We start from the raw sequence: 14,548 nt of genomic DNA, 5'->3' as shown, positions 1-14,548 counted from the left end.
GACAGGGCGACCATTCATCGCAAGACCATCAATTTGAGGATGATCCGCGCGCCTTCGGTGCGGACGATCACGTAATAGACCCCGTTGGCCAGCGGCGCGCCCGAAGCGTCCGTCGCGGGCACGGCCAGGATCGCCGTCCCCGGCCCTTGGCTATGGAAGGTCATCTCGTTCACCTTGCGGAAGGCCGTCGTCTCCACCTGCACCTGGACCTTGTCCACCGTGGTCATCCCCGTCACCTGGATGTTGAAGCCGTCCCCTGACACCGGGTTCGGGTAGATCACCGCCTGGATCCCGTTCCCCGCCGTGGGCGTGAGGGTGGGGCTGAAGGACGGAGTCCCTGTCTGCGTCGCCGTAGGCGTCTGTGACAGGGTGGGGGTGGGCGTCCCCGTGGGGGTCCAGGTCCAGGTGGCGGTGGAACTGTTCGTCGGGGTGAAAGTCCGGGTGGGCGTAGCCGAAGGCGAAGCGGTGAGGGACGCCGTCCAGCTTGATGTCGATGAAGGCGTTGGAGTGCTGGAGGCTGTCGCGCTAGGCGTCATCGAAGCCGTCGCGGTAGCCGTGGGTGGGACCGCCGTCGCCGTGAAGGTTCTCGTGGCGGTGCTCGAGGGCGTGAAAGAGGCGGTGAAGCTCGGGGTGGGGGTGGAACTGGGCGTCGATGAGACCGTAAAGGTGGAAGAGGCGGTCGGGGTCCCCGTTCTGGTGGCGGTGGAGGTCGCCGTGGGAGTGATGACCGCCGTATTCGTGGGCGTTCCCGAAGGGGTCGAAGTGGAAGTCGCCGTGGAGGAGGCCGTCGCGGTAGCGGTGGGTGGGACCGCCGTCACCGTGAAGGTCCTGGTCGGCGTCATCGTGGCGGTGGACGTTGCGGTCGAGGTGAAGGTATTCGTGGGTGGCACCGGCGTGGGCGTTGGCGAAGCCGAAGGCGTAGCGGTGAGCGTAGGCGACGGAGTCGCCGTAGTCGAAGCCGTCGGGGTGCTGGTCCAGGTGAACGCGGCCGTCATGGTATTGGTCTTTGTGGGCGTAGCCGACGGAGTCGGCGTAGTCGAAGCCGTGGCCGTCCTCGTCGCCGTGGACGTGGAAGACGCCGTGGCGGTGGGGGTGTTCGTAGGCGGCACCGGGGTATGGGTGCGCGTGGCCGAAGGCGTAGCGGTGAGGGACGCCGTCCAGCTTGATGTCGATGAAGGCGTTGGAGTGCTGGAGGCTGTCGCGCTAGGCGTCATCGAAGCCGTCCGGGTCGAAGTGGCTGTGAAAGTAGGGGTTGAGGTCGGGCTGTTGGTCCGGGTCAAGGTCGCCGTCGGCGGCACCGGCGTGTTCGTCCGGGTCGGGGTGAAGGTATTGGTGGCGCTCCCGCAGGGCGGGTAGGTGATGGTCGCGTCGAAGGACCCGATGTCGGTCGGGGGCGCCTGTCCGTCCACCCGGACATTGCACAGGATGGTCACGTTCCTGGCGTGGTGGAACTCGAAGTTCTTCCCACTGGGACCCGTCACGGTGACGCCGTCGAGCGTCACATTGGAGACCGGAGCCTCCGCCACCGCCCACATAATTCCCGGGCTCTTGGCGCCGCTGGAAGCCGTGGTGGCCGTGATGTTCCGGAGCGTGATATTGCTCCAGAAGGGCGTGGTGCTGGTGATGGCCTGGGTGTCGTCGGTGGTGGGCGGCAGGGACGAGGGATTCGGGTAGAAGCTGGTCAGGAAGAAGGGATAGAGCAGGATGTTGGTCATGGTGATGTTGGAGTAGGTCAGGTTGGTGATGACCCCGCCCCGGTCCCGGCCCGTCTTCCACCGGATGCCGTACTGGGTGCCGTTGAAGGTGCAGTTGTCCACCAACAGGTCGCTCACCCCGCCCTGGGTGTAACCCCCGATGGAAAGGCCGTGGCCGGTGCCGAAGGTGCAGTTGCGGATGGTGATGGCCTGGCAGTTGTCCGAACTGCCCCCGATCTGGATGACGTCGTCCCCGTCGCTGATGTAGCAGTTCTCGATCAGGTAGTTCTTCCCCCTCAGGTCGATGCCGTCGGTGTTGGGCGAAGGCCAGGCCGCCGTGATGCTCAAGCCCGAGCAATAGACCCCGTTCATGGACCCCAGGGTTTGGATGTGGAACTTGGGCGAATCCTTGACCGTGATCCCCATCAGGGTCACGTTGGAAGACTTGGAGAGGTAGATCATGGCTGGGGGCCGGTTGTCCGGATTGCCGTTGTTGAAATCCGTCCACCAGGCCGCGCCTTGGCCGTCCATGGTCCCCGACCCGTTCAGGGTGAGGTTGGTGAGGTTGGTCCCATAGACGAAACTCGTGTTCTGGGGGAAGGTCCCGAAAGCGGTCATCTTGAGGGTCCCGCCCGAGGCGATCTGGAAGGTCATGTTGCTCTTCAATGTCAAGGGGCCGGAAAGGAAGGTCCCCGAGGGGACCAGCACGGTCCCGCCGCTCCCCACCGCGTTGATGGCCGCCTGGATGGCGGCCCGGTTGTCCGTGCTGCCCGTGGTGGCGTTGTAGGGAGCGGAAGTGATGTTGAGGGTCTGAGCCTGGACCGAGGCGCCAAGGAACAGGAAAACGGCGAAAGCGGGCGGTTTGGGGACCCAGTGCATCAACGTAGCACCATCAATTTCAGGGTGATCCGTGCGCCTTCGGTGCGGACGATCACGTAATAGACCCCGTTGGCCAGCGGCGCGCCCGAAGCGTCCGTCGCGGGCACGGCCAGGATCGCCGTCCCCGGCCCTTGGCTATGGAAGGTCATCTCGTTCACCTTGCGGAAGGCCGTTGTCTCCACCTGCACCTGGACCTTGTCCACCGTGGTCATCCCCGTCACCTGGATGTTGAAGCCATCCCCGGTCGCCGGGTTCGGATAGATCACCGCGGTCACGCCGGTCCCCGGCGTGAAGGTAGGAGTGAGGAGTGGGAAGGTAGGAGTTGAAGTCCAGGTCAATGTCGGGGTAACCGTCGGCGTGTAGCTAAAGGTGGGGGGCAAGGTCCAGGTGGCAGTGAAGCTGTTCGTCGGGGTGGGGGTTCCCGAGGCTGTGGAAGTGAAGGTCCGGGTCATGGTGGCCGTCGGAGGAACGGCGGTGTTCGTGGGTGTATTTGTGGAGGTTTCCGTAAAGGTACGGGTCGAGGTAGACGTGGGCGGCACCGGACTATTGGTATTTGTGAAGGTAGCCGTCGGCGGAACAGGACTATTCGTGTTCGTGAAAGTGGCTGTTGGCGGCACGGGCGTGTGCGTAGGCGAAGCGGTGAGGGACGGCGTCCAGCTCGCAGTGAGGGAAGGCGTAGCCGTCATCGAACTGCTTGATGTCGATGAAGGCGTTGGAGTGCTGGAGGCTGTCGCGCTAGGCGTCATCGAAGCCGTCGGCGTCATCGTGGCGGTGGACGTTACGGTCGAGGTGAAGGTATTCGTGGGTGGAACCGGCGTGGGCGTTGGCGAAGCCGAAGGCGTAGCGGTGAGCGTAGGCGACGGAGTCGCCGTAGTCGAAGCCGTCGGGGTGCTGGTCCAGGTGAACGTGGCCGTCATGGTATTGGTCTTTGTGGGCGTAGCCGACGGAGTCGGCGTAGTCGAAGCCGTGGCCGTCCTCGTCGCCGTGGACGTGGAAGACGCCGTGATGGTGGGAGTGTTCGTAGGCGGCACCGGGGTATGGGTGCGCGTGGCCGTCGCCGTGGACGAAGACGTGTTCGAGGCCGTCGCCGTAAAGGTCCGGGTCGAAGTGGCTGTCGGAGTCCCCGACGCCGTGAAGGTTTTGGTGGGCGAAGCCGAAGGCGTAGCGGTGAGCGTAGCCGACGGAGTCGGCGTAGTCGAAGCCGTGGCCGTCGGGGACGATGACGCGGTCCATGTCGCCGTCGACGTCCTGGTGGGCGTAGCCGTCGGTGAGGACGAAGAACTGTATCCCGTCATTTCCAGGCGCAAATAGTCGTATTCGAACCCGTTCCCATTGCCCGCGCCGCCGGCGGGCCGCATGCCGATATCGATCTCGTTCGTCCCCGCGTGGAGCTTGTTGGCCGCGAAGTCCAGGTAGGCGTCCCCCCAGGCACCCTGCGAACCCAGGCGGACAATGCTGTCAAAACTGTGGGCCGGGGGATAAAAACCCGTCGCCGGATTGGTGATGGACGCGTATTGGCCGTTGGTGGACCCCATGACCGCGGCGGTCTGGACGGTCCCATTGACCGTCAAGATGCAGGCGGAACTGTAATTCGAGGCAAAGGCGATATAAAGCCGGGCGGTCTGGGCCGCCGAGGGCGCGGAGGCAAGGTTGAAATAGATCCGGGAAGTCGTCCCGGTGTAGGCGGATCCCGTATAGGTGGTGGGTTGGCAGTAGTTCCAATCGGTCCCCGGGTTGCTGCTCCCCACCGTGAAGCTGACCCCGCCCGGGAACTGGTTCGCGTAATCCAGGAAGGCGCCCCAGGCGGTGGGGCTGTTATAGGGAGCGCCGCCCGCGTAGCGCGGAAGGGCGCCGTTATAGGGCGTGAGCGAATGTTCCCCGTTGAAGAATTCGTTGGAATCCCGGTCCGGCGTCCCGATCTCCCAGACGGTGGGGCCCAAGCGCAACGGGCCCCAGGTGACCGTGCCCAGGTTGACGGTGGAACCCGCGTTCACATTGACCCCGGTCCGCTTGAAGGTACCGATGGCGCCCGGACCGAAGGCCCAGAGGTTGTAGGCGCCGGGCAAAACGTGCGGGATGGAGAAGCTCCCTCCGGCCCCGGTGCGCACCCAGAACTGGTAGGTCAGGTATTGCTGCTGGAAATCGGTCCCGCCGTTATCCGGCGCCAAACCGATCCAGAGACTCACCGGTGAGGCGCCGGGGTTGTTGGGATCGTTGATGGCCAGGGTCCCGCTCACGGTCCCCCGCCCGCTGTCCTGGGGATAGGGGGAGCCGCTCATTCCGCTGGGCGTCTGGGGATGGAACCAGGTATAGGGCCAAGCGCCCTGTTCGGCGGCGGCCTGGGCCTGGGCGTCGGCCCAAAGGGTCCGGGCCTTGAGGGAGACGGGGTCGCCGGCGGATCCCGTGTACTTGTTGGCGTAAATAAAAGCCGGGCCAAAGGTCTTGGAGGAGAAGGTCCCGGCCGGTTGGTCCTGGGTCGATCCGAATCCATAGTGCCCGCCGCCGAACATGTTCAGGAGCGTGTTGCCGATGTGCTCGGTGAGTTCCCGGTGCATGGGCCCGCCATCGTAATACTCATGGCTCGGGAGCACTTGCCAGATGCCGTCGACCGAACTGCTGGAAGCCCAGCCCCAGGTGTCCAATTGGCCAAGGGGAGCGCTATAGGCGTATTTGCATTCCGTGAGACCGTTGTAGATCCCGCTGGTCCATTGGGTGACCTCGGCGGGCGCGCCCGCCACGGCCACCGAACTGTCGTTGGGCGAGGCCATCTGACGGAAACGGTAAGGATCCACGCAAAGCCAGTCGAAGATGGAACCAACATAGACGTTCGACCGCAGTTCCGCCCCCGGATAGTCGGCATAACCGGATTGGTGGGTGAGGATCATGGTCACGTAGATGCCCTGCTGGCCGCGGTTGAGGTCGTAATAGACGGCCATATCCATCGGATCGGCGGTCGATTGGAGCCAGACCTCCGCCTGGTTCCCTCCGTTACCGGACGGATTGACGCTCAAGGTGTAAACGGCGCTCGAGAGCGTCGGCCCACCGGAACCATCCCAATAGAAGTAACCGCCCCCGTGCCCCCCCGAGAGCAGATTGGTCCCGTTGTAGGTGAAATTGGTGATGTTGCCGTTGGATTTATTGATGGTGACGGACACGATGCCGTTGGCCAGGACCACGGTGCCGCCGTTGTCGGTGACCGTGACGTTGCCGCCGGTCCCCGTGCCCCCGCCGGGGACATTGGCCCAAAGCGGAAGCGCTTCCAAGAATAGGAAGGAAAGCAGAAAGAAAAATTGTTTTAAGCGTTTCGCGATCATCGACCTCATCCGGCTTTCAGGCGCGGAGTCTTTGGAAAACTTTTTAATTGAACCGGTTCAACATCCGGGCGTGGAAACCCCTTCAAGGGAACGTCCGATGTTCAAATCATACCGAACTATCGTGAGCGGCCGCCAAAGGTTACAGGGGAATTTTGGGTAAAGGCTTTCCGGGGACGGAACATCCCGCAACTTTTCCAAGACCTTCCCGCGCTCTGAGGCTAGCGGGAGATCAGGAGTTTTCCGATAAACCGGCCTTCCGAACTATGGACCACGATGTAATAAAGGCCATTGGCCAGGTCCGCACCCGCTTTGTCCCTGAGGGACAGACCGACTTGATAGACCCCGATCGGCAGTGCGCCCAGGTCCATTTCATTCACTTTCCGGAAAGCCGTCGTGAAGACCGTGAGCTTCACATCGCTTTCCGGCTGGATCAGGGTGATCTGGACCGAAATGGGGCCAGGCCCGGACACCGGATTGGGATAAGGAACGACCCCGCCCTTTTTGGGAACGCCGGTGGCCGTAGAGGTCTTGGTGGATGTTGAACTGGGCGTCGGGGTCAGCGTGACCGTCGGGGTGAAAGAAGGGGTCAGGGTGAAGGTTGGGGTGAAAGTGACCGTGGAGGTCGATGTAGGGGTCCGAGTAGCGGTAGCGGATGGGGTGAAGGTCACCATCGGGGTCGAAGTGGAGGTCCAAGTTGGCGTAGCCGAAGGCGAAGCGGTGAGGGTCCAGCTCGATGTCGATGAAGCCGTTGGAGTGCTGGAGGCTGTCGCGCTAGGCGACGTAGTCGCCGTAGTCGAAGCCGTCGAGGTTCCGGTCGAAGTCCCCGTGGAGGTCGGGGTGGGCGTGATGACATTGGTGTTCGTGAAAGTCGCCGTCACCGTCGGGGTCGAAGTCACGGTGGAAGTCCCGGTGAACGTTCGTGTTGGCGTAGCCGAAGGCGAAGCGGTGAGGGACGCCGTCCAGCTTGATGTCGATGAAGGCGTTGGAGTGCTGGAGGCTGTCGCGCTAGGCGTCATCGAATCCGTCGAAGTCGACGTAAAGGTCGGGGTCGGTGAATAAGTGGCGGTCGGGGAAGGTGTGAAGGTCATCGTCCCCGTCGAAGTCGGCGTCGGGGTGATCACATCGGTGTTAGTGGGGGTCGGGGTGATCGTCGGAGTGGAGGTGGGGGTCCCGGTGAGGGTCATGGTGAAGGTGGCGGTCGCCGTCGAGGTCGAAGTGGATGTCCGAGAGGGCGAAGCCGTCGCGGTCGGGGTATTCGTGAAAGTGGACGTCGGAGTACCGCTGGCCGTGGAGGTCACGGTGACCGTGGGGGTCGAGGTCGGGGTGGGCGTGATGACATCGGTATTCGTGAAGGTACGGGTGACCGTTGGGGTCGAGGAGGGCGAAGCCGTGGACGTCATCGAAGCCGTCCGGGTAGGCGTGGAGGTCGGGGTGAAGCTGGAGGTGGCGCTCGCCGTCGGGCTATTGGAGGCGGTGGAAGTGGCCGTGCGGCTTGCCGTGGAAGACGGGGTGGAAGTCGCCGTACTGGCCGCTGTCGAGGTGGAGGTACGGGTTGGCGAAGCCGAAGGCGTAGCCGTAAGGGACGCCGTCGGCGTCATCGAAGCCGTGGGGGTCGAAGTGCGCGTCGCCGTGGGCGAGGACGTAAGGGTCATGCTGGGCGAGGCGGTCGGGCTACTGGTGCTCGTGGGCGTGGACGAAGGCGTCCGCGTGGGGCTGTTGGTGGGGGTCGAAGTGGCCGTGCGGGTGGGCGTAGCCGTCGGGACGGGCGTGTGGGTCGGGATGCACCCGTCGTGGAGGAACTGGATGTTGTCCACGTAGAAGTTCCCCAGGGCCGTCGGGGCGCCGGTGTTGTAGACGAAATAGAGCTTGGTGATGGGCATGGCCGAGGTGAGGGAGCTGGCCCCTCCCCCGGGGTTCTGGAAATCGATGGTCCAGGTCAGGGTCTGTAGACCTGCCACCACCGTGGGGACCGTGGAGGACAGGCCCTGGTAGGAAATGCCGTTCGGGCCGGAGTCGGCGAAAAGGATCAACTGGTTGTAGCCGCCGCCGACCAGGGCGGCATCGGCGTAGAGGTCCATGGAGATACGGGTGGTCCCATAGAGATCGGTCGGGGTGAAGCCGCTCAGGTTGAAGAGGTCGTTGTTGTAACCGCTGGGGGTGGTCACCTGGACCTTCATGCAGGTCGTCCCTTGGGAGGGCATCCCGGCCACCGCCCCGGCGGAATTCACGAAGGTCCGGGTCGCGTTGTTCCCGCTCCAAGTCCCGTTCTCGACGGCGCTCTGGCAGCCGTTGAAAAGCGCTGAGCAGGGCGTGGGGGTGCGGGTCGGGGTGAAGGTCGGGGTGGCGATCCCGCAGGAATTGACCAGCCGGATGTTGTCGATGAAAAGGTCGCCGACGGCCGCGTTCTGGGCGTTGAGGACGATCCGCAGGGTGCTCAGGGCGGAGGCGGAAGTGATGGCCTGGGGATAGTCCAGGTTGAAGGTCAGGGTCTGCTGGCCCGCCACCAAGGTCGGGGAATCGGAGGAGATGGACTGCCAGGTCGTGACCGGTCCGGCGGAGGAATCGGCCACCAGGACGAGGCTATGCCAGCCGCCCAAGGCCGAGACCAGCGTGGCGGCGGCGTTCACCTCCATTTGGAGCTGCACCGCGGACCCGAAGACCGCCGGGGAGAACCCCGCCAGGTTGGCGATGTCGGCGTTATAGGCGGACCCGGTCGTGATATGGACCTGCAGGGCCCCCGACCCCTCCGAGGGCATGCCCGACGGCAGGCCCGAGGTCGCGATGCTCCGGGTGGCGTTCACCCCGCTCCAGGTCCCGTTCTCGGTCAGGGAGTTCGTCCCGTTCAGGAGGATCGTGCACTGGGTGGGCGTGGGCGTCACGGTACGGGTCGGGGTGGAGGTGGGGACCGGCGTGCCGCCGGGCGGGACCTTGACCAAGACCATGTTGTAGGCCGGGACCGTCACCGGGAAGCTGGCCCCCGTAGTGATGGAGTTGCCCGTTCCAGGCACGGCGGAGACCGCCGGGTTCGTGGTGCCGTTGACGCTGATCCAACGGAGTTCCTGGGCCGGGGTGGAAGCCCCCGACTTGGTCGTGCCCGCCGGGGCCAGGGTCCAGATGTTGCCCGAGGTCCCCGGCGAGAAGCCCGAGACGGTGATGGTGACCGTATTGCTGGTGGCCGTATTGTTCACGGTGAAGACCGTTAGGTTGCCCGACGCGTCCTTCGAGGCCCAGCAGCGTTGGGCCGCCAGGCTGGTCGTGGCGGAGACCAGGTTCCGCCCGAAGACCTTGGAGAGGTAGGGGAAGATGTACCAGGCCGGCCGGGGGTTGTTGGCGGGGGTGTCGTCCGAATTAGCGCTGCCGCCGCGCAAAAGCCCGAAGTCCGAGGTGACCGCCGAGCTGAACCCGTTCTTGATGGCCCAGATGTTCGCGCCCTGCCAACCGTTCCGGCCGAGTTCCAGCAGGTATTGGGCGCTCCACATGGCGTCCACCCACTCCACCGTCTTCTGCTCGGGCGCAGTGCTACGGTATTCGGTCATCCAATAGGGGATGCTGCCGGGGGTGAAACCCGCCGTGGACAGGATGGTGTTCATCTCGCTGGTGCGGGTCGTGGCGGCGTCCACTTCGGTGGTGAGCAGTTGGTTGTCCACGGTCGTGTTGTCCGCGGCGTTCCCGATGGGATAGGCGTGGGAGATGAGGTAGTCCGGCGTGACGCCCTTGGCCTTGATGGCGGAAAGGGCCGCCTCCGACCAGGGCATCCATCCCGACTCGTCCTGGCAGATGGCCCCGACCTTGATGGTGCTGTCCACGGCCTTCATGGCGTTGTAGAAGTCCACGAAGTTGTTCCCGTAATTGGTGCCGTTCGTCTCGTAGCCGTTCTCCCAGCTCCCGAAGATCTCGTTCCCCACTTCCCAATAGGTGACCTTGTAGTTCCCCGCTCCCTTGTTCATGTAATTGACCCAGGCCGACGCCAGCGACACCGCCGCCGCGTGGCCATGGCTGGTGGCGCCCCCGGGACACCAATAGCCCCCGTAGTTCACGATGCATTGGAGTGGAACGTTGGCGGCCTTGGCGAAGGCGATCCCCTCGCTGATGTTGATGATGTAGGAGCCGGAGGAACAGCCCGGGGCCGGCCCGTTCTCCAGGTTGCTCCAGTCCACGCCGTCGGACCAGCTCCCACCCGGGAAGCGAAGGTTGTAGGTCCCCATGGCGCTCAGGGCATTCACATAGTTCGTGTTGCCCGCCGTCGCGGAACCGTCATAGACGGACATGTTCTGGCCGAAAAGGGTGTCCGGAATGGTCCGGATGGCCGAGGCGGCGTTGACGGTGACGGAAACACCGGCGGCCATGGAAGGAGCGGCGATGAGGAAAAGGACGATCGGGAGGAGAATATAGAAGGAAAGGTACTTGAACCGGAGAACGGGCATGCTCACCTGTCGTTTAAATCGTTTTCTTGAACCGGTTCAATGAAATTGCAATTTATTTAGCCGGGCAAGGTCCTGTGTTGGTGGGGTGGAAAGACGTTCAAACACTGGAACTTCGGAAAAAATATACCGCCCGGGACCAAAAGGGACAAGAAATTGGCTCAAAAAGGACCCAATGGATCCCGGAACTCTCTAAAACTTTTTTCGGGTTTTTTCTGCGGCTGGAGGACTGGCGTTCTCTTTCTCGTTCAAGCCAAGCGAGGTTCGATCCGTTCGATGGACCGTCCCGATCAGCGAAGGACCAGCAACTTGGTCAGGAAGTGACCCGCCGGAGTACGGACCCTCAGGTAATAGATCCCGTTGGCCAGAGGAGAACCACGGCCATCGGTCAAGGGAACGACCACGGAAACCCCCGATGGAACATTGGCGAACTCCCAATGGGCCGCCATTCGGAAAGCGCCGGTGAAGACATCCACTTCGACCGTCCCGATCCCCGGATAGGGCGGCGGCAAGAGGTTCACCGTGGGACCCGGAGCCGGGTTGGGATAAACGACGGGCCGTCCATTGCCGTTCGGGGTCGGGGTCGAAGTCGCCGTGGCGGTCGAGGTCCTCGTCGCCGTCGGAGTAAAGGTTCGAGTGAAGGTATGGGTCGGAGTTGACGTGGTGGTCGGCGTGGAACTGGGGGTGGATGTCCTCGTCAGGGTGAATGTCGAAGTAGCCGTGGGCGTCGCGGTCGAGGTGAAGGTATTCGTGGGCTGCATCGGCGTGTGCGTGGGCGAAGCCGAAGGCGAAGCGGTGAGGGACGGCGTAGCCGTCATCGAATCCGTCGCCGTCCTTGTGGACGTCGAAGACGCGGTCGCGGTAGGCGACAGCGTTGGAGTGGACGTCATCGTCGGGGTCGAAGTCACGGTGGAAGTCCCGGTGAACGTGCGTGTTGGCGTAGCCGAAGGCGAAGCGGTGAGGGACGCCGTAGGCGTCATCGAATCCGTCGGGGTCGGCGTAATGACCGAAGTATTCGTGGAGGTCGAGGTCACCGTCGGGGTCGAAGTCACCGTAGAGGTCGCGGTATTGGTGGCCGTGTTGGTGGAAGTCGCCGTGAAAGTGCGAGTTGGCGTAGCCGAAGGCGAAGCGGTGAGGGACGCCGAAGGCGTCATCGAAACCGTCCGCGTAAAGGTAGCGGTGGCGGTCCCAGTGGAAGTGTTCGTCCGGGTGGCGGTGGCCGTCGCGGTATGGGTCGAAGTGTTGGCGGCCGTGTTGGTCGAAGTGGCCGTGAAAGTGCGGGTTGGCGTAGCCGAAGGCGTAGCGGTGAGGGAGGCCGTAGGTGTCATCGAAGCCGTCCGCGTGAAGGTGGACGTAGCGGTCTCCGTGGAAGTATTCGTGCGGGTGGCCGAATTCGTCGCGGTGGCGGTGGCCGTCGAAGTCCGCGTTGGCGTAGCCGAAGGTGTAGCGGTGAGGGACGCCGTAGGCGTCATCGAAGCCGTCCGGGTCGGGGTGGGCGTCGAGCCCACGACCGTCAGACAGGCGCTGTTGCCGCCGATGACGTCCCAGATGGGCGACATCAGGCTGTCGGTATAGGGCAGGCCCTGGCCCAGGTCCCACATGCCGATACCCCGCAAACCCGACCCGACGGCCCAATTGATCTTGTCGCAATAGCTCTGGGCCGTGTCCACATAGACCTGATGGCCGTTCGCCGTGTAGGACTGCTCCGCATAGGTCGCGTTGTAGGCCCCGGCCGTCCCCAAATGGAGGGTGGAAAGGGTCTGGTATTCCTGGGCCCCGCAACCGCCGTCGTAATCGTTGGTGTAAAGGGGACATCCCAGGACCATCTTGGAGAGGGGATAGGCCCAATGGCTCCCATTGGTCATGGCCGCGATCCCGTTCTTGATGAGGTTCAGGGGACCGTTGTACTTGTTGGGACAGTCGTACCAATCGTAACCCATGTAGAAGCACCAGTCGGTGTAGCTCCCCAGGGTGGTCATGTTGTAGATGTCCCGCACGTAATCCACCGTCGCGAAGGAGACCGTCCGGGGCTGGTTGTCGAAAGTGGAATTGGGCAGGGCTTTGATGTCCTGGTAGATGAGCTGCATCATCGCGGTGGCGTCCGCCTGGGGCGCGGCCCCGGGGGTCTCCCAGTCGATGTCCACGCCGTCGTAGCCGTTGGTCGCCACTAGGTTGCTGACCGCCGAGGCGAAGGCCGCCCGGTTGGCCGAGGAACAGAGGGTGGCGAAGGCCCCATCCTGCCCTGCCCCGCCCAGGGACACGATGCAGCGCACCCCGTGGCTGTGGGCGGCCGTAATGAGGGTGTTCCCCTTGGCCCCCACGTTGGTGAAGGTCTTGTTGGCGTTGGGCTGGTAAAAGGCGTCCGCGATGACCGTCAGGTCGCCCCAAGGCACGTCGCTGTTCCAGTTGATGGCCCCGGCGCTCCCGGTGAGGCTGGAGGTGCTGGACTTGGTGTCCTGCAGGGCGTAACAAACCACCTGGTAGGGCGGGGCGGCCCAGGCCTTCGGGATCACGCAAGAAATGAACAGAAGGAAGGGGAAGATCGCCGGACGTCTTGAAATCGTTTTCAGTAGGCCGCGCCCCAAAGCACCCACGCGAAGCTCTCTCACGTTCCCCTCTTCAAAGGAAAATGGATCGGTCCCGACGAGGAAACGTTACCAGAAGCCGAAAATAGCGATGTCCATTTCCGGCGATTCTGATGTCACTTTATCCGTTGAACCGGTCAAACGGCCTCATGGAAGGAACGGGCCCTTCAGGTTCCACCGCCTGGAATTTTGGAAAGGTCACCCGGCCAAAAGGGTCAGTGGAGGACCAGCACCTTCAGGACCTTCGCGGTGGGCGCCGGCCCCGAGACTTCCATGCGGATGTAATAGAGGCCGTTGGACACCGGGGTTCCCCACTGGTCCCGTTGGTCCCAGGAAAGGGTGCCCGCGCCGGCCACCAGGGCCGACTTCGAATAGACCTTCCGGAAGGCGGCCGTATAGACCTCCAGCGCGACCGTGGAAGGTCCCGGTACGCTCACGCAAACATTGATCTCCCCGGATCCGGTGGCGGGGTTCGGCTGGGCCGGGCAGATGGTGGTCTTCAGGATGGGCGTGGGCGTTCCCGTGAAGGTCATGGTCGGCGTGGCCGTGGGCAGCGGCGTGGAAGTGGAGGTGGGGGTCGGGAGGACGATCGTGAAGGAAGGGCTGCTGACCGCCGCGCCGGTGAATTGCAGGGCCTGGTTGTTCCCGCCCGTCCCATAGACCGAGGTGTTGGTCATGATCCCACCCTGATAGGTCCCCGCGGAAGCGGCGCCGGAGAAGTCATAGACCACCAAAAGGTCCCCGGACGAAGCCGCGTATACGAGGGTCGAGGTCGAAAAGGTCATGGTCAGTATCCCGGAACTGAAGGTCCCGCTTCCCAGCAGGCTATCCCCTCCATCCACGATCCCGTTCCCGTTGCCGTCCCGGTAAACGCTCACGCCGCCGATCCCCGTGTCGCTATCCCCCGTCCCCGAGGCGGTCAATTGAAGTCCCGTCAAGGTCGCGGCGGAAGAACTGGGGTTGGTCAACTGCACCTGAAGGACCGGCACACCCGAGGTCCCCGGCAACAAGGTCGCCCCGCCGGGTTGGGATCCGCCCAGGCTCAGCGTGATGACCGGCGCCGTGGGGGTGGCGGTCGGCGTCGAGGTGAAGGTGAAAGTGGCCGTGGGAGTATGGGTGAAGGTCGAGGTGAAGGGCGGCGTGGCGGTGTTCGTGGACGTGGAACTGGCGGTCGGCGTCGCCGAAGGCGTAGCGGTAAGGGAGGCCGTAGGCGTCATCGAAGCCGTCGGCGTTCCGGTGGGCGTGGGGGTGATCACATCGGTGTTCGTGAAGGTCCGGGTGACCGTTGGAGTGGACGAGGGTGAAGCCGTAGGGGTAGCGGTGGGGGACGCGGTCCAGCTCGATGTCCATGAAGCCGTTGGAGTGCTGGAGGCTGTCGCACTAGGCGTCATCGAGGCCGTCGCCGTATTGGCCAGGGTGTTGGTCGGGGTGGACGTGAAGCTGTTCGTGGAAGTCGGCGTGTTCGAGGCGGTGGAGGTCGGCGTGGCCGTCGGCGGAAGGGTCCCGGTGCTGGTGTCGGTCGGGGTGGGGGTGATGGTCCGGGTATTGGTCGAAGTGGAGGTGTTCGTGACCGTCGGGGTGCTGGACGGGGTAAAGGTGAAGGTGCTCGTCCGGGTCGCGGTGGCCGTGGACGTGGAGGTCGCGGTGGAAGAAGG

Annotated in this window: 5 protein-coding genes; all 5 read right to left on the bottom strand. The window is 63.8% G+C overall.

Features of this window, described 5'->3' with window-relative positions; all coding sequences use genetic code 11:
* Positions 1-14: 14 nt before the first annotated feature.
* Positions 15-2,573, bottom strand: coding sequence for a glycosyl hydrolase family 28 protein (locus tag VHE12_07295; protein HVZ80589.1), 2,559 nt, complete (start codon positions 2,571-2,573; stop codon positions 15-17).
* Entirely contained in the window at positions 2,573-5,836 is a 3,264-nt protein-coding gene (locus tag VHE12_07290; GenBank protein ID HVZ80588.1) for a polysaccharide lyase family protein, read from the bottom strand. Before VHE12_07290 ends, VHE12_07295 begins: the two co-directional genes overlap by 1 nt.
* A 269-nt stretch (positions 5,837-6,105) precedes the next feature.
* Positions 6,106-10,311, bottom strand: a complete 4,206-nt coding sequence (locus VHE12_07285; protein ID HVZ80587.1) for a FlgD immunoglobulin-like domain containing protein — start codon at positions 10,309-10,311, stop codon at positions 6,106-6,108.
* 287 nt (positions 10,312-10,598) lie between these two features.
* A complete protein-coding gene (locus VHE12_07280) occupies positions 10,599-12,821 on the bottom strand; it encodes a glycoside hydrolase family 18 protein (GenBank protein HVZ80586.1) in 2,223 nt (740 codons plus the stop codon).
* 287 nt (positions 12,822-13,108) lie between these two features.
* Positions 13,109-14,548 (bottom strand): hypothetical protein (locus VHE12_07275; protein HVZ80585.1); only part of this gene is annotated, 1,440 nt, incomplete at its 5' end.

This window comes from bacterium (genome assembly GCA_035549195.1).
Lineage (GTDB): Bacteria > Oederibacteriota > Muellerivitia > Muellerivitales > Muellerivitaceae > DASZRK01.
Note: the sequence above shows the minus strand (reverse complement) of the source record. Positions and strands in the feature narration are given on the sequence as shown.